The 16,618-nt window shown below is 36.2% G+C and carries 13 protein-coding genes; all 13 read right to left on the bottom strand.

Going from position 1 to position 16,618, the window contains the following annotated elements; genetic code table 11:
• Window positions 1-12: 12 nt before the first annotated feature.
• Window positions 13-2,349 carry a ferrous iron transport protein B gene (gene feoB / locus GKE48_RS05465; protein ID WP_154300600.1) on the bottom strand — a complete coding sequence of 779 codons (2,337 nt, stop codon included), beginning with the start codon at window positions 2,347-2,349 and terminating at the stop codon, window positions 13-15.
• Between the two features lie 152 nt (window positions 2,350-2,501).
• The gene (locus tag GKE48_RS05460; RefSeq protein ID WP_055287579.1) at window positions 2,502-3,668 is read right to left on the bottom strand and encodes a hypothetical protein; all 1,167 of its coding nucleotides are present in this window, start codon (window positions 3,666-3,668) and stop codon (window positions 2,502-2,504) included.
• A 22-nt stretch (window positions 3,669-3,690) separates the two neighbouring features.
• Complete coding sequence (locus GKE48_RS05455) at window positions 3,691-4,773, bottom strand: phosphodiester glycosidase family protein (protein ID WP_022098104.1); 1,083 nt, start codon at window positions 4,771-4,773, stop codon at window positions 3,691-3,693.
• Window positions 4,774-5,239: 466 nt separating this feature from the next.
• A complete protein-coding gene (locus GKE48_RS05450) occupies window positions 5,240-5,947 on the bottom strand; it encodes an EAL domain-containing protein (RefSeq protein ID WP_022098105.1) in 708 nt (235 codons plus the stop codon).
• 111 nt (window positions 5,948-6,058) lie between these two features.
• Window positions 6,059-7,456, bottom strand: coding sequence for a MocR-like pyridoxine biosynthesis transcription factor PdxR (pdxR, locus tag GKE48_RS05445; protein ID WP_154300599.1), 1,398 nt, complete (start codon window positions 7,454-7,456; stop codon window positions 6,059-6,061).
• Window positions 7,457-7,550: 94 nt separating this feature from the next.
• Window positions 7,551-8,894 carry an MATE family efflux transporter gene (locus GKE48_RS05440; RefSeq protein ID WP_154300598.1) on the bottom strand — a complete coding sequence of 448 codons (1,344 nt, stop codon included), beginning with the start codon at window positions 8,892-8,894 and terminating at the stop codon, window positions 7,551-7,553.
• The gene (locus tag GKE48_RS05435; RefSeq protein ID WP_119225912.1) at window positions 8,887-9,336 is read right to left on the bottom strand and encodes a MarR family winged helix-turn-helix transcriptional regulator; all 450 of its coding nucleotides are present in this window, start codon (window positions 9,334-9,336) and stop codon (window positions 8,887-8,889) included. The genes GKE48_RS05440 and GKE48_RS05435 overlap by 8 nt, the downstream gene beginning before the upstream one ends.
• 490 nt (window positions 9,337-9,826) lie before the next feature.
• On the bottom strand, window positions 9,827-10,807 hold the full coding sequence (locus tag GKE48_RS05430; protein ID WP_154300597.1) for a siderophore ABC transporter substrate-binding protein: 981 nt from the start codon (window positions 10,805-10,807) through the stop codon (window positions 9,827-9,829).
• A 103-nt stretch (window positions 10,808-10,910) separates the two neighbouring features.
• The gene (locus GKE48_RS05425) at window positions 10,911-11,663 is read right to left on the bottom strand and encodes an iron ABC transporter ATP-binding protein (RefSeq protein ID WP_154300596.1); all 753 of its coding nucleotides are present in this window, start codon (window positions 11,661-11,663) and stop codon (window positions 10,911-10,913) included.
• Between the two features lie 20 nt (window positions 11,664-11,683).
• Window positions 11,684-12,652, bottom strand: a complete 969-nt coding sequence (locus tag GKE48_RS05420) for an iron chelate uptake ABC transporter family permease subunit (protein ID WP_154300595.1) — start codon at window positions 12,650-12,652, stop codon at window positions 11,684-11,686.
• Window positions 12,627-13,673, bottom strand: coding sequence for an ABC transporter permease (locus tag GKE48_RS05415; protein WP_154300594.1), 1,047 nt, complete (start codon window positions 13,671-13,673; stop codon window positions 12,627-12,629). The genes GKE48_RS05420 and GKE48_RS05415 overlap by 26 nt, the downstream gene beginning before the upstream one ends.
• Window positions 13,674-13,802: 129 nt before the next feature.
• Complete coding sequence (locus GKE48_RS05410; RefSeq protein ID WP_118148168.1) at window positions 13,803-14,150, bottom strand: winged helix-turn-helix transcriptional regulator; 348 nt, start codon at window positions 14,148-14,150, stop codon at window positions 13,803-13,805.
• Window positions 14,151-14,311: 161 nt separating this feature from the next.
• Window positions 14,312-16,618 carry an ABC transporter permease gene (locus GKE48_RS05405; RefSeq protein WP_243138445.1) on the bottom strand — a complete coding sequence of 769 codons (2,307 nt, stop codon included), beginning with the start codon at window positions 16,616-16,618 and terminating at the stop codon, window positions 14,312-14,314.

Raw genomic sequence — 16,618 nt, 5'->3', positions numbered from 1 at the left:
AATAAATGCTTTCTAGAATAGCATCACAACAGCATGCACAACAAATGCCATCACCCACGCAATCAGGCACTGCCATACAACCATTATAACTGCCCATTTTCCGCCAAGCTCACGCTTTACTGAAGCAATTGCTGCGATACAAGGTGTGTACAGAAGACTGAATACAAGCATTGCGGCTGCACCGGCTGTTGAAAGTGCTGCCCGTATGCCTGTCCCGAAAAGTATCTGCATTGTTGATACGACACTTTCCTTTGCCATGACACCACACAGCAAAGATGTACATATTCTCCAGTCACCTAATCCTAAAGGTGCAAATACAGGGGCTATTATTCCCGCAATAAGTGCAAGTATGCTGTCCTTTGAATCTGTAACAAGATTAAGGTGCAGATTGAAGCTTTGTAAAAACCAGACAATTACAGTTGCAACAAATATAACTGTAAATGCTCTCTGCAAGAAATCTCTGGCCTTTTCCCATAATAACTGCAAAACATTTTTCATGCCTGGAAGTCTGTAATTAGGAAGTTCCATAACGAAAGGAACAGCTTCGCCTTTAAACAATGTTCCTTTGTAAAGCAATGCCACAAGAATTCCCATAATAATTCCAAAGAAATATAAGCCTCCCATTATAAGTGCGCCCTTTCCCGGGAAAAATGCACTGACAAAGAATGAATATATTGGCAGCTTGGCTGAACAGCTCATAAATGGTGTAAGAAGAATTGTCATCTTCCTGTCTCTCTCACTTGGAAGCGTTCTTGTTGCCATAACCGCAGGAACAGTACATCCAAATCCAATCAACATAGGAACAATACTTCTTCCTGACAGACCAATCTTTCTTAATAGTTTATCCATAAAAAATGCTACTCTTGCAATATAACCACTGTCCTCCATAAGTGATAAGAAGAAAAACAGTGTAACAATAATCGGCAGGAATGAAAGCACTGAGCCGACACCTGCAAATATTCCATCTATTACAAGACTGTGAATAACCTTATTCACGCCTGCCGCTGCAAGTGCATTGTCAACAACGCCAGTAAGTGCATCAATACCCATCTGCAGAACATTCTGTAAAAATGCACCAATCACATTGAATGTAAGAAAGAATATTGCAAGCATAATTGCTACAAAGCAAGGTATTGCCGTATATTTTCCAGTAAGAATCTTATCAATCTTCTGGCTTCGTATTCTTTCTTTACTTGCCTTAGGCTTAACAACATTAGCTTCACATATCTTCTCTATAAATGTAAATCTCATGTCCGCGATTGCCGCACTTCTGTCAAGACCTCTCTCATTCTCCAACTGAAGTACAATATGCTCAAGCATTTCTTTTTCATTCTCATCAAGCTGCAACAGTTTTAATATAAGAGGGTCACCCTCAATAATCTTACTTGCTGCAAATCTTACTGGAATATCAGCTCTCTTTGCATGATCCTCTATAAGATGAATTACTGCATGTATACATCTGTGTACTGCTCCTCCGAAATCATTCTCATCACAGTAATCAGTTCTTTCCGGCTTTTCCTGATATTCTGCAATATGAAGTGCATGCCTTATAAGCTCATCAACGCCTTCATTCTTGGCAGCAGATATAGGAATAACCGGGATTCCAAGCATATTTTCCATGCCATTAATATCAATAGAACCTGAATTGCCTACTACCTCATCCATCATATTAAGTGCAAGAACCATAGGCACATCCATCTCTAAAAGCTGCATTGTAAGATACATATTTCTCTCAATATTAGTTGCATCAACAATATTAATAATCGCCTTAGGCTTCTCATTAAGCACAAAATTTCTTGAAACAATCTCCTCGCTGCTGTATGGAGACATAGAATATATTCCCGGTAAATCCGTTACTGATGTATTCTCATGTCCCTTAATCATACCGCTCTTGCAGTCAACTGTAACACCCGGAAAGTTTCCGACATGCTGGTTAGAACCGGTAAGCTGATTAAACAGAGTTGTCTTTCCACAATTCTGATTACCAACCAATGCAAATGTAAGCTTTGTTCCTTCAGGAAGCTTTTCCCCATCTCCCTTAGCATGGTATTTACCAGTTTCACCAAGTCCCGGATGATCAGACTTATATATTCGGTCTGGTCTTTCGTGTTTTCTTGTACGCTCATCTATAGGATCAATAGTAATCTCTCCTGCATCGGCAACTCGAAGTGTCAGTTCATAACCATGTATCTGTAATTCCATTGGATCACCCATAGGTGCAAGTTTCACAAGCGTAACTTCCGCCCCGGGAATTACGCCCATATCAAGAAAATGCTGTCTTAATGCGCCTTCACCGCCAACTGAGGTAATTCTTGCACATTGTCCAATCTTAAGTTCATTTAACTTCATGTGTGTTTTCCTTTTCTAAATAATCCGCCCAAATCATTATTGATAATTCTTCTCAATATTTATTGTAGCACATATGACAAGTGCAGGACACCCCTTAATTGGCATCCTGCACATTTTTCTTAATATTCGGCTTCACTTCTGCGGGGAATAAATCACTTAGTAGTCGCAATCATATCCGCAATCGCCCATCTGCCCTCATATTTCACGAAATAGAATGTCGAATCAATAACATCTTTTCTCGCACCGCCTGAGGTAAGCGTCATATTCTTTGTAAATGCAATATGACATGAATAACAGTCATCATTATATTCAATATAATTATCAACTGTCACTCCTGTATACGGATTCCCCGACAATGTGTGGTCACTGATAAATGTAATATCTGCACTTGACGCATAATCTTTCGCAAGATTCCAGTAATAAGAATCCTCAATAAGATACTGCTGCACTGTTGCAAGTCCATGACCTGAACCACTTAAATCATTAGTAAGGAAATTATCCCATATTTTTGCCATATTAAGAGCTTCTTCTTTTCTTTCTGATGGCATATCGGCAGAATTGCCACTTGCAGCTACAGATACATTTCCCTTAGCATCCACATTTGCAGTAACTTCACTGCCTGATGCATTATATATCTTAATCTCCGGCTTATTGACAAATCCTGTCAGCTTATATTCAACTGACTTTGGCATTGTAACATATTTAGAAACATTCACAAAATCAGGATTTTCTATAACCTTACCAGTCTTGTAATCATCTGACACAGTTATTCCATTAACTGTAAATGTATACCCTTCCGGAATTGATACAGTATAATCGTTAGTCTTTGCTGAAAATACAGGCTCAATTGATTTAACCTTCCAGTCAAACACTGTAAGTATCCCAAGAACGACATGCTGGTCTTTAGCTTCCAGAGTCATTCTGGCAACCTTCTTGTCATCAGCATATATGTCATACATAGGCTCTTCTGTATTATAACTGCCCTCTGATTTCTTATATGTATAGTCAGTTGTACCATCTAATTCGGACATGTACATATTGACAAATGTATCTTTTCCCTCAAATTCACTGCTGGCTGGAAGCTCAATATTATCAGCCAATGTCTTATCAGCAGCCATCTTTGTAAAGTCATTAATGAAATCATTCATTACCTTGTCCGACTGTGAATTCTCATATTTCTTAAGGCATGAACCTGTATATGCAATCATACAGATTGCAAGAATAAGAAGAATCACTGCATATACGGCAAGCCCTGTCCAGTAATTTAATGGTATATTGATTTTGCCTATATTTATAGACTTCTTAGTATTATTTTTCATATCTACACAGTTCTCCTTCCAATTACTTAGGCATTACAACAAATGCTGTTGGCAGCTTCCATGATGAATTCTGATAATAAAATGTTACGCTTGTCATCTCATAGCCACCGTTATATACCATTGTTGAAGAACTTCCGCCATCAAGGTTGGCTGCATTGACTGCTCCATATTCCTGCATGACTGATATCAGGTCTGACGCAGTTGCACCAAGATGTCCTGAAGCACCTCTTCCATCTGTAACTAAAAGAAGTATTGCTCCGTCAGCTCTCTGTCCGATTGCTGTTCTAGGGTTAGCCCCGCTTCCCTGACCTTTTAATACTCTTGCTTCATTGTTAATAATAAGCGGAACAAAATGATTATTAGAATCAGAGCTTTCCTCTTGGAAAGCAACAGCATCCCTGATCCCGGCTTCATTTACATAGCTTTCAAAATCTGCTGCCGACATACCATCTATATCTTTAACAACTAAAAGGTTATCCTTATTAAGTCCAATTAAGTAAAGACCTGAAAGTGCTGAAGGACTGTTATATGTAATCTTACCGTCCTGCACCACAATTCCAAGTGGTGAGCCGCCTCTGTTTCCTGATGAAACATACAGACCTCCGTTAACTCCTGCAACAGCTCCTGCTCCGCTTACAATCTCATGAAGCTCCTTACCGTAATCTCCCCATGGGTATGTAGTTCCGACCTTAACCTGTGACGGATCTTTTATAATCAGCATTTTTCCAAAGAATGACCTTCCTGAAATCTCAACCATTCTTATTCCATTCCCATCAAACTGCTCTACTTCTCCGTTATTGTCAACCGTCTGTGTATCTGTGTCTGACGATATATTAATAAGAGATGTATCAATATCTGAATCCATCGACTCCATCTTATTAGCATTAATTACCTCATTAATCTGTGCATCTGTACAGAACCACGAAGCAAGAAACTTCATCTGACCTGATTCAAGAACTGTTGATATAAAAAGATTTCTAGCTGCAGGTGCTGAATCGCTGCATATTCTCTTAATCATAATGAATAAAGTTCCCACCAGCATTACTATAGTAACAAGTACCACCAGTAATACTCTGCCTATAATTCTGGCAATTTTCTTTCCCATAATTTTCTCCCTATTCTGTGTTATATATTATTCCAGTCTCATTGCCTTAGATATCACTGAACCTGAAATACTGAAAATATTAATTATTATATCACTAATATGGCGGTGTTTGCCATATATAATTTGAAATACTCATCGCTGCCACTTTTTCTTATCTATTTTCATCGCTGTCCGCACGGACAGCTCATATGCCAGAACTGCGTTCTGGCATTGTCGCGACGCTCCCCGAATATACAAGAACAAGCCCCAGCCCATGCAAGCATGGCTGTCACTTCTTCTTGTACATTCTCATCGCTGTCCGCGCAAAAAAAGAGCGACGGCAAATTAACTCTGCCATCGCTCTTTTTAAAAAAATATGAGGGAGAAAAAATGTTTTCTTTACTCCATCATAATACAACATACTTTGTGATATGTTAATATATATTGTATAAAGCATTTATAAAAAAAATATAAACTGGCATTCATCTTATTCCGGTCGTCCAAGATAAAATCCCTGCACTAAATCAATACCATTATCCCTTAAGAATTCATACTCTTCTCTTGATTCAATACCCTCAGCAAGCACTTTGATGCCTCTTTTATGGAAGCTGTCTCTATAATAATAGTAATACTCCTGCTTATCAACATCATTCTCAATATCTGTTATCAGACTTCTGTCCAGCTTTACAATATGCGGTGCAAATATATCCACTGCCATCATATTATTATTGCCTGTTCCAAAATCATCAAGTGCAATATTGAATCTGCTTCTGTTAATTGAATTCTTCTTAGACTGCCATTTGTCAATGTCCAGTGCTGTGTATTCCAAAATCTCTATTATCCCCTTATCTCCAAGAACATCGGCATAGAATTCATCAAAAACAGCCTGCTCCTCTGCAGTAAATGATTCCGCAGGAAATGAATTAATTGCTATATATGAATGGTATCCTCGCTTTGCATAACACTGTACTGCTCCAAATATAGTTGCGACCTCAAGTGTATGCAAATCATTCTTTATCCTGAACTCTTCAATTAAATCCATAACACCAATATTCTTAGGTCTCATTAAAGCCTCATATGCATATATATCCATGCCATTCGGATAAAATATAGGTTGAAATGCATAACTTATTTCCAGCTTTGCAAGCTTGTCTTTAATCTCTTCATCGAGCGGAAAAATGCTGTAGTCTACCATACTTTTGTCAATACCCTCTCACATTATTTACAAATCATATAAACAGATTTTACCGCTTTATTACATTCTTTGCAACTGTTATATTCATTCACAATCAATCATAAATAATCATCATAAAGGTGTAAGTTCTGACATTTTACTGCAAGCACTTCTGAAGTTTTCTATCTTCATATCAGAATAACTGATAACAAAGCTGTGGCTGTATTCATCTGTATTATTATGATAATACTCCGATAACGCATTTATATGGATGCCTTCTGCCTCAAGTTTTCTTTTTACCTCATTATCAGAAAGTAATGTATTAAGTTCAAGAATAAAATGCAGCCCTGAATCAGCCTCTCTTACTCTTCCAACACATTTGAACGGATCCTCTTTAAGTACCGAAAGAACAGCCTCTCTCTGTTTCGTATAATACAGTCTCATTCTGTTTAAATGTTTCTCAAAATATCCTTCTTCTATGAATGCAGCAAGTGCATACTGCTCGAAATTAGATACAGTACATGCATAAAAATCAAGTTTTTCCTGATATGTTGCGGCAAGGTGTGGTGGCAGAACCATATAACTGATTCGGATTGTCGGTGTCAGTGTTCTTGAAAATGTATTCATATATATAACCTTTTCACTTATATCTATGCTTTTCATAGTCGGAATTGTCTTTCCTGTCATACGAAATTCTGAATCATAATCATCTTCTATTATATATCTGTCCGGCTTTTCATTAGCCCATGCAAGCAATTCAAAACGCCGGCTTACCGGCATTGTTATACCTGTCGGATAATGATGTGTAGGACTTATATGAACAATATCTGCCATACATTCTCTTACCGCTTCCGGTTTCATTCCTTCATTATCCATACTGGCATAACAGAATTTCACATTATTACTTGCATATATCCTGGCAATCTTAGAATATCCCGGATCTTCAACACAATACACTTTATCTCTTCCCAAAAGCTGTATAAGAAGACTATACATATATTCAGTTCCGGCGCCAATGATTATCTGTCCGGGTGTTACCTGCATATCACGAAATGAAGCCAGATGCATAGCAATTGCTTTTCTTAACTCCCATGTTCCTTCTCCCGGAGATATTTTCATAAGATCATCCTGCCTGTCTGTTATAACACGTCTCATAAGCTTAGCCCATGTTGCAAATGGAAAGCTTCCAGGATCTGTCCTGTTTGATGATAAATCCGATTTATATCCAGTCTTCTTTGCGGTTATTTCAGGAACTTCATATTTTACTGGCTTTATCCTTGCAACACCTGAAATATCTGATACATAATAGCCCTTCTTTGGAACAGAATATATATATCCTTCACTCATAAGCTGTCCATATGAATTCTCTACTGTTATGGTGCTTATTCCAAGATTGACAGCAAGCGTTCTCTTTGAAGGAAGATGCTCATCCTTAACAAGTCTGCCTTCTATTATATCTTTTTTGATACATTTGTATAAATATTCATATATTGATTCTTTTCCAATGTTTTCAAACGAGTATGTTAACATAATCTGACCTTGTTTCTTTTGCAGAAATCTTCCTTTATATTAATGTCAGTTATTATAACATGCCTGATGAAATGTAGCAAATATTCTACAAATATTACATATATTTCTTATCATTTCTGTTACACCAGATATAGAATACCACATTTAACACAATTCCAAAAATAGTTGCTACAGGAGCAGCCAGACCAATCTTAGTAAGGCTCGCATCAGGCTGTATACTCATATAATACGCAAATGGCAGACGGACAAGCAGTGTCTGTGTAAGGCCCTGAATCATTACCCATACCGTCTTGTCATGACCATTAAAATATCCAATCATACTGAATAATATCGCAGTAACAATCGTCTCTAATGCAAATCCCTTAAGGTAATCATATCCATTCTGGATAACAGCCTCGTCAGTTGTAAATATTGCTGTGAGAAGGTCACCCTTAAACATCACAAACAGGAATACTATACAGCCTATCACAAGTCCAACACCAATACCGGCAAACATCGTCCTCTTTGCTCTCTTTTCATTGCCTGCACCGACATTCTGTGAAACAAATGACGCCATTGACTGCATAAGTGAGCTTGGTATGAGCATTGCAAAATTAACTATTTTACATGCAACACCATATCCTGACGATGCCTGTAATCCCAGTCTGTTAACGAATGCGCATAAAGCAAGGAATGAAATCTGTGTAAGAAATTCCTGTAATGCAAGTGGAAGTCCGACCTTTAATGCTCTCCTGCAATGTCTGTTAATTGAGAAATCTTTCTTAGTTATCTTAAACGGAAGTTTTCTCTTAAAAAGTAATACAAGTGCAAATACAACACTTACCGCCTGTGCTGCGACTGTCGCAATAGCAGCTCCGGCAGCATTCATGTTAAACCCTGCAACAAGAACAAGATCACCCACAATATTAATAACACATGCAACTGCAACGAATATAAGAGGTGATTTGCTGTCTCCAAGCCCCCTGAATATTGCTGAAAGAAGATTATATGCAACTATAAAGAATATTCCTGAGCCACATATTTTTACATATACAGATGTAAGACCTACTGCTTCTTTCGGTGCCTGCATTATAACTGCAATCTGTCTTGAAAAAATAATCATAACAACGAAAAGCACCACTGAAATCATTGTAAACACAACAATAGCTCCGCCTATCAGAGCGCCTATCTGCTCCGGTCTTTTCTCACCAATATATCTTGCAATAAGCACTGTAACACCCATTGCAAACTGTGTTATAACAAATGTAACTAAATTAAGTACCTGGCTTCCTGTCGATACTGCTGAAAGGCCTTCAGTAGTTCCAAATCTTCCAACAACAAGCAAGTCAACTGCACCATATGCTGCCTGTAATATTAATGCCCCAAGTATTGGCATCATAAAAGGAATCAGCTTCCCTAATATACTTCCCTGTGTAAAATCTGATTTTGAATTATTCAATGTCAACTTTCCTTTCGCTCATCACCTTGTAGAATTTGTTAATAGTTTCGATCATAGAATCAGCCTCTTCATCACTAATATCCGTAAGATATTTGCTAAGCCGGCTGTAATAGTCAGCATCATATTTCTTAGACAACTCTTCACCCTTATCTGTAACCGTAATATAAGTTATCCTTGCATCTTCCTGTGAAGTAGTCTTCTTAAGATATCCCTTAGCTTCCATTTCCTTGACAGTACGGGTAACACCTGGTCTTGGCAGATTAAGCCAGTCACTGATGTCCGAAACCTTGACACAATCATTAGTCTCCAACAGATGATGAATCACATCAATATACTGGATATAAGCAGGTGCAACCCCATCTGGCAGCTCCGGCAGCAGTTCCCTAATCCTTTTAGCCAGATAACAGGCATCCAACATTCTCTTAATCTTGTCTGGTTTCATAATACATTCGTCTCCTTAAGCTATATAATTATATAATTGATTATCTTTGTTAATTATCATAGGTAATTATATATGCATATTCTTGTGGCGTCAACATGATTTCTATATAGAGATTCCTGCTTATCATTGTGAAATAAGCTTAATTTTGCTTATAACCTCTTGGTTTATGCCTCTTTTATTTTCATGCGGATTCTTTTATGTGATTTTTATTTTCGTATAGATTTATTCATGTGGAATTGCCGTTCCTATATATATCATTTTTCATAAGCATATATAGGTACTTTTTCACTCATTCCAATAATTTCCAACAAAAAAACACCTATAAGACGAGTCCTATGAACTGTCTTATAGGTGTTTACAGAATAATTATCAAAATAATACATGATTTTTTCTTATTTCTACCTATAAATCCGCCGATAATACGACTACCTATAGGTATCACATCAAAAATCATACATAAGCCACTATCAGCTTATAACTTTTCATTATATTATTTTACTCCAAGCCCCTTTTCAAGATCCTTAAGCATCATATCAAGTGCCTGAATTCCACCCTCTGCTGTATACCATACATTAGGATTTTCAAGATAAATAATATGATTATTCTTATATGCAGGAGTTGATTTTACAAGATCATTTTCAACTATTTCCTTAGCAGATGCTGCACCTGCTTTTCCTATAGCCTTATCTCTGTCCATAACAAATATATATTCTGGATTCTTTGCAACTACTGTTTCAAAAGAAGCCTCATTTCCATGTGTTGAAGTATTTCCTGTTGCTCCAAGATTGTTAAAGCCAATCTCATTACCCATAATTGAGCATCTTCCATCATTGCCAAGAATATTAAAGCTTCCGCTTGTTGTCATTCCTACAAGAGCATTCTTTCCGGATGCAATATTCTTTAAATTGTTAATTCTGTCATTATACTGATTAACCTTATCTTCAACTTCGTTTTCTTTGCCAAATATAGATGCTATTGTTTTTGCATTTTTCAAAGTACTTTCAACAAGTCCAATACTGTTGTCTGTTGCAAGATATACAACAGGAGCTATTTCACTTAATTTATCATATGAAGCTGACAGTCTTCCACCGATAAATATTATATCCGGCTCGCATTCCATAACTGCTTCAATATCAGCTTCTTTTATTGTACCAAGATTCTTTATGCTCTTGTTTTCTGAATAATGAGAAAGATAATCAATGCTTGTCTGTGCCATTCCAACAACTTTGTCACCAACACCAATACTATCTATTATATCAAGAGCAGCAAGGTCAAGAATTGCAATTCTTTCAGGATTATATGGAACCTCAAGCTGTGTCTGCTCTTTCTGTCCATTTAATGTTGTTATTGTTACGCTTGTTGGTTCTGTACTTCCCTCTGAACCATTATTATCCTTACCTGTCTGGTTACCACACGCAGTAAGTGAAAGAACCATAAGTGCCATTAATAATATAGCTGTGATTTTTTTCATTATATGTTATCCTCTTCTATTTTTATTTTTCTGTACAATGCTTCGCGACTGACATCATACATATATGCTAAAGCCCGCATGCAAGGCCTGAAGCCATAATAAATTAATAATATATTGACAATGGTCTGCCCTGTATATTCATTATTTCAAAATCGACATTATATATCTCTGATAATACTTCTTTGGTCATAACCTCATCAACTGTACCAAATTTGGCAACCCTGCCATCTTTAAATGCACATATATAATCAGAATAAAATGCCGCATAATTAATTTCATGTAAAACTGTGACAACCGTTTTTCCAAGTTCATCACTTAGTTTTCTTATAATTTTCATAAGATTAGTTGCATGATATATGTCAAGATTATTCGTAGGCTCATCAAGAAGAATAAATTCTGTATCCTGTGCTATAACCATCGCAATATATGCACGCTGTCTCTGTCCTCCAGACAGCTCATCTATAAATCTGTTTCTGAATTCATTAAGTTCCATGTATTCAATTGACTTATTAATTATATCTTTATCCTTATCAGTAAGCCTTCCACCTGAATGAGGAAACCTTCCAAACGCCACAAGTTCTTCAACTGTAAGCTTCATTTGTATGTTATTACTCTGGGTAAGTATTGCCAGATGCTTTGCAAGCTCCTTGCTTTTCCAGTCATGCATTGACTTTCCCTGAAATTCAATAATACCTGCATCATTAGCAATAAGCCTTGATATCATTCCCATAACTGTAGATTTTCCCGCTCCATTAGGTCCAATAAATGATGTAACCTTACCTTTTGGTATAGAAAAGCTTACTGAATCTACAACTACTTTTTTGTCATATTTTTTCAACAATTTATCTACAACCATTATTGTTCTCCTTCTAAGTATTAAGCTCTCTTTCCTGCAAGCAGCAGATACAGGAAATATATTCCTCCTCCAACCGTAATAAACACACTTACAGGAATTGCATAGACAAATATTCTTTCAACTATAAGCTGTCCAAATATAAGTCCTATCATCCCAAATAATGCAGAACCAAGTATCAGCTGTGTATGACGGTATGTTTTTAACATCTGTCTTGACAGATTAGCAATTATCAGACCAAGAAATGATATTGGTCCAACCATTGCTGTAGCAACCGATATACATAATGTCACAGCTAGCAGAAGTCTTCTTATACATCTGTCATAATCAACTCCAAGATTAACAGCCTGCTCTTTTCCAAGTGTAAGTACATCAAGCATTGCAAGTTCTTTTCGGAATATCACAATAATTGCTGCAATAATAATCAATGAAAAAATTATTATTTCTGAATTAACATTGCTGAAGCTTGCTACTAATGAAGTAAGAAGTGTGTCATACTCATTGGGATCCATTATTCTTGTCAGTGTGCTTTGTATGCTCGAAAAGAATGATGTAAGAACTGTTCCAATAAGTAAAACATAAAGCACATTATGATTAGTCGCTTTAAACAGATAACTATATATAAATGTTGCTACAAAACCCATTATCACAAGGTCAAGTGCAAAGCTCATATTTGCATTAATAACAAGCATGCTGCCCGATCCTAAGAAAAACACTACTGCTGTATGTATTAATGTATAAAGCGAATTCATTCCTAAAAGACACGGTGTAACAATAGTATTATTTATAACTGACTGAAACACTATTGATGCCCCACCTATCGTAAATGCAGTTATTACCATTGCAATAAGCTTGGGATATCTTATTTTGAATGCAAATCTCATAAGTCTTTCATTATGAAATTTAACACCAATTGTCATATAAGCTGCCATTGCAAGCAGAACGATAACAGCAAGAATTATCAGTTTATATATATTCCTTTTCCTGTTCATTATTTACCTCTTTCTGCTCATTAAATAATTTAATATTCACAATTTTTCTTCCATGCTTAAGTCTGTATATTAACAGTGCTACAAATATCAGACTTCCAAGTATTCCAACTATAAGTTCAATTGGAAGCTCATACGGCATAATAATAACTCTTCCGATAATATCACATACCAGAACAAACAAAGCTCCAAAAAGCGCAGTGTCAACAAGAGTTCCTCTTATCTTGTCGCCCTTGAACATTGCAACCACATTGGGAACAATCAGTCCTATATAAGAAATCGAACCAACAACCACTATTATTGATGCTGTAATCATCGCTGCTATTGTAAGTCCTGCAAAAAGGACCAAATTATATGGAACGCCAAGATTCTTTGAAAAATCTTTTCCCATACCCACAATGTTAAAATGATTAGCAAATATGAATGCCAGTACTACTAGTGGCACGGTCAGATAAACTATTTCGTATCTTCCCTTTAATACCATTGAAAAATGTCCTACCAGCCATGTTGACAATGCCTGTGTAACTTCATACTTGTAAGCAAGGAAGTTCGTAACTCCCCCGATAACATTTCCAAACATTATTCCGACAAGCGGAACCATGACAATGTCCTTATACTGTATTCGCTGTATAAACCAGACAAAAATCCATGTACCAAGTATTGCGCTGATAAATGCAAATATCGCCCTGCCCCATATTGTGGCATCCGGCACAAATATAAGTGCCAGAAGAATTCCAAACTGAGCTGATGAAATTGTTGCTCCGGTTGTTGGCGAAACAAATTTATTCATGCACAGCTGCTGCATTATAAGTCCTGCTACACTCATTCCTACTCCTGTACACAAAATTGCCAGAAGTCTTGGAAGTCTTGATATCACAAAGACTTCCATTGACTGTGAATCCAAAAAAAGATTTTTTATATTAATATCAATTACCCCTATAAAAAGCGACACACCAGACAACACAAGTAGAAGTATCGCTAGAGTCAATGTAATTATATTTTTCTTAATAAATATCTTTATCATAATTACCATTATTCTCCTTTTTCGCTTACTATTGTTAGAATACACTAACTCGCATCCTTTAAAAAACAGCATTAGTAAATGCTGTGAACAACGGTGATTATAAATAAGCTAATCTTTATTGACAAGAACTTACTTTTTTGTAAGTATGTCAATATTATTCTTAGTGCCATACATTCTGGAAAATGAATGGGCAATATTAACTATTTCACATATACCTGAATATTCAGGATTTATCTCATAAACAACAACTTTAGGTGGTGTACTTACTAATACATGTTTTAATATCAGACCACTTTCTTCCATTTCATTAAGCTGTGACATTAAAACCTTTGGCGTTATACTGTCAATAGTTTTTTCGAGCATAGAAAATCTGTTATCTCCATTCATAATATGCCATAAAATTCTTAATTTCCATTTTCCACCAATAAGATCATTCATCATAACAAGATTGCAGTCGTACTGTTTTTTCAGTTTCATTGTTACCTCCTTTTCCTACTGCAATGGTGTTTTTGCATAAAAAAATACAGTGAGTCCCATTACAGTCGGATTTATGCTGTAATGCTACTCACTATTTGTTAGTATATTATTAAATTATTTTTGTATTGTCAAGAAGTAAATTTTGGTTTTATTCTATGGTTTTACTCTACATTTTTCAATGCATCCGTCTTAGGAATCTTAGAAATCTTCACAAGCTGAAGCACAGCAACAACCGCATAGCATACAATTCCAAGAATAACCATCTCAACAAAACAGCTTCTTCTTACCATATAAGGAATATATCCAGTCATCGAAGTGTACAGATATGATGAAAATGCCCATTTAAGCAAAGCATTTACTATAGGTACAGAAACAACCAGTGATATAACTACCATAATTGAAGTAGCTACAATATACAGTCCGCCTATCTCTCCATTCTTAAAACCAAGAATCTTAGTCATTGAAATTGACTGTGCATTCTTTTCAATAATCTGTTTAGATAACAGATACATAAGAAGCACGAACATTATAATTCCAAAATACTTCAGTATATACATCATCTCGCCCATTGAAACCTTCATCTGGTTAGACACTTTTATAAGGTCTTCATATGTAACTATTGAAGCAACATATTTATCATCAATATCTGTCAGCTTCTTGTCTGTGAAGTATCCAGTGAAGTAATCATCAGCCTTGTCAAATGTATCAATAAAGTTTTTTCTTGTCATGAATACTGCAAGTGCAGCATCATATTTATAACTTCCTGCTATTGTGAATTCATACTCATTATCTGAATACGGATCTTTTAGTTTAAATGTATCACCCTTTTTTAGTCCGTATTTGACCATTACACCATTAGATACAAGTATCTCATCATCCTTGATATCCACATCAACATACCTGCTGTTATCCTGAATACCATATATCATAATATCATCTGTCATGTATTTTTCATCAGTTGTATCAAGCGATGTCACACAGTACTTTTCTGCACCAGAAACATCAGTTTCTGCCTGACTTTTTAACACATACTGATAATCACATATCTGTGACTTCTTAACAACATCAGCATAATCATCAATAAGCGGCTCGAACATGATGCTGAATACAACAAGTGCACCTGCAATCAGTATTCCTAAGAACAATGTCAGATAATTAGGTATATTCTGGAACATTATCCTTAATCTGAATCTTGTCATGAAAGGAAGCTTGTGGCTTAACTTTATAAGCTTCTTTCTCTTTCTGTTAGTAAGCTCATGTCTTAAAAACTTAAGCGGAGAAAGCCGGAGCTTCTTTTCAAGTACAATAAGATTAACAACAAAAATAATAATAATTGGAACAACTGTCGTATCAACAAATGCTTCTGCATTAAGCAGTGTCGTGTAAGTACACAGGCTGTAGCTGTTATAATACACATTTACAAAAAACTTCTCCAGAAGAGTGTAGCCAAGTATATTACCAACAACAGCAACGAACAGTGTTACAGCAACAGGAAGGACCATGTAATGTCTTACAATCTCACTTCTCTTATAACCTGATGCGCGGAGAGTTCCGATAACACCTGCCTCCTGACTGATTGTGTTAGATGTTGTAACAGCAAATACAAATGCAATTACAACCATTACAATATAGTCAAAAAGCATAATTGTTGCCTTATCTGAACCCATATCATCACCAGTAAAATTAACCGCCTTGTTAGTGTATCTTGGAAGATAATCAGAAACACTGATAATATCCGTATTACCACTCATTATAAGCTTTGTATCATATTCTTTGATAATATCGCCAAGATTTTCAAGAAAATCTTCAGAAGCCTCTTTTTCAGCCTTATCTCCTATAACCTCTTTGTTATATTTCCATGCATAATTATATTTGACATGATTACTTGAAACATTTTCAAAGCCCTTATCAGTCATAACAGCAATAGAAAAATTAGTTGCGTCAAACATCATATCTGAATTATTTTCGAAAAGGCAGCTGTAATCAGGAACTGCAACAAAACCGGTAACCTTTAATTCCTTTCCTGCGAGCTTAATTGTGTCGCCTATCTTAATCTTGGCATTCTGTGCATACATACGGTCAAGTGCTATTTCATTATCGGCAGCAGGCATTTCGCCTTCCATAACACACTCAAGATTAACCTTTGTCCTGTCTTTATACACTCTGATTGTATCACCGCTGTCAGCCTCATCTTCCTCAAAATATCTTAAGTCGTAAAGCTTGCTGTCAGTCTTATTCTCAATATCTCTTATAAGAGAACTGTCAGGCTCTTTATCTAATGTAAAATGTCCATCTTCAAGATTATATTTTTCAAAGCCCTCATCATATGAGTGCTTAACACTGTTGTCTGCTACAAGGAATCCGCTTACTAACGAAATCATCATAACCATAAATAAGAATATAACAAGATATTTACCAAAGTCATGCTTTAATTCTCTTGGCAGACGCTTATTTAAAGGATTTCTCAT

This window comes from Lachnospira eligens (assembly GCF_009680455.1).
In the GTDB taxonomy this organism is placed as follows: Bacteria; Bacillota; Clostridia; order Lachnospirales; family Lachnospiraceae; genus Lachnospira; species Lachnospira eligens_A.
The sequence above is the reverse complement of the archived record's forward strand: the minus strand, read 5'-3'. Positions and strand labels throughout refer to the sequence as shown.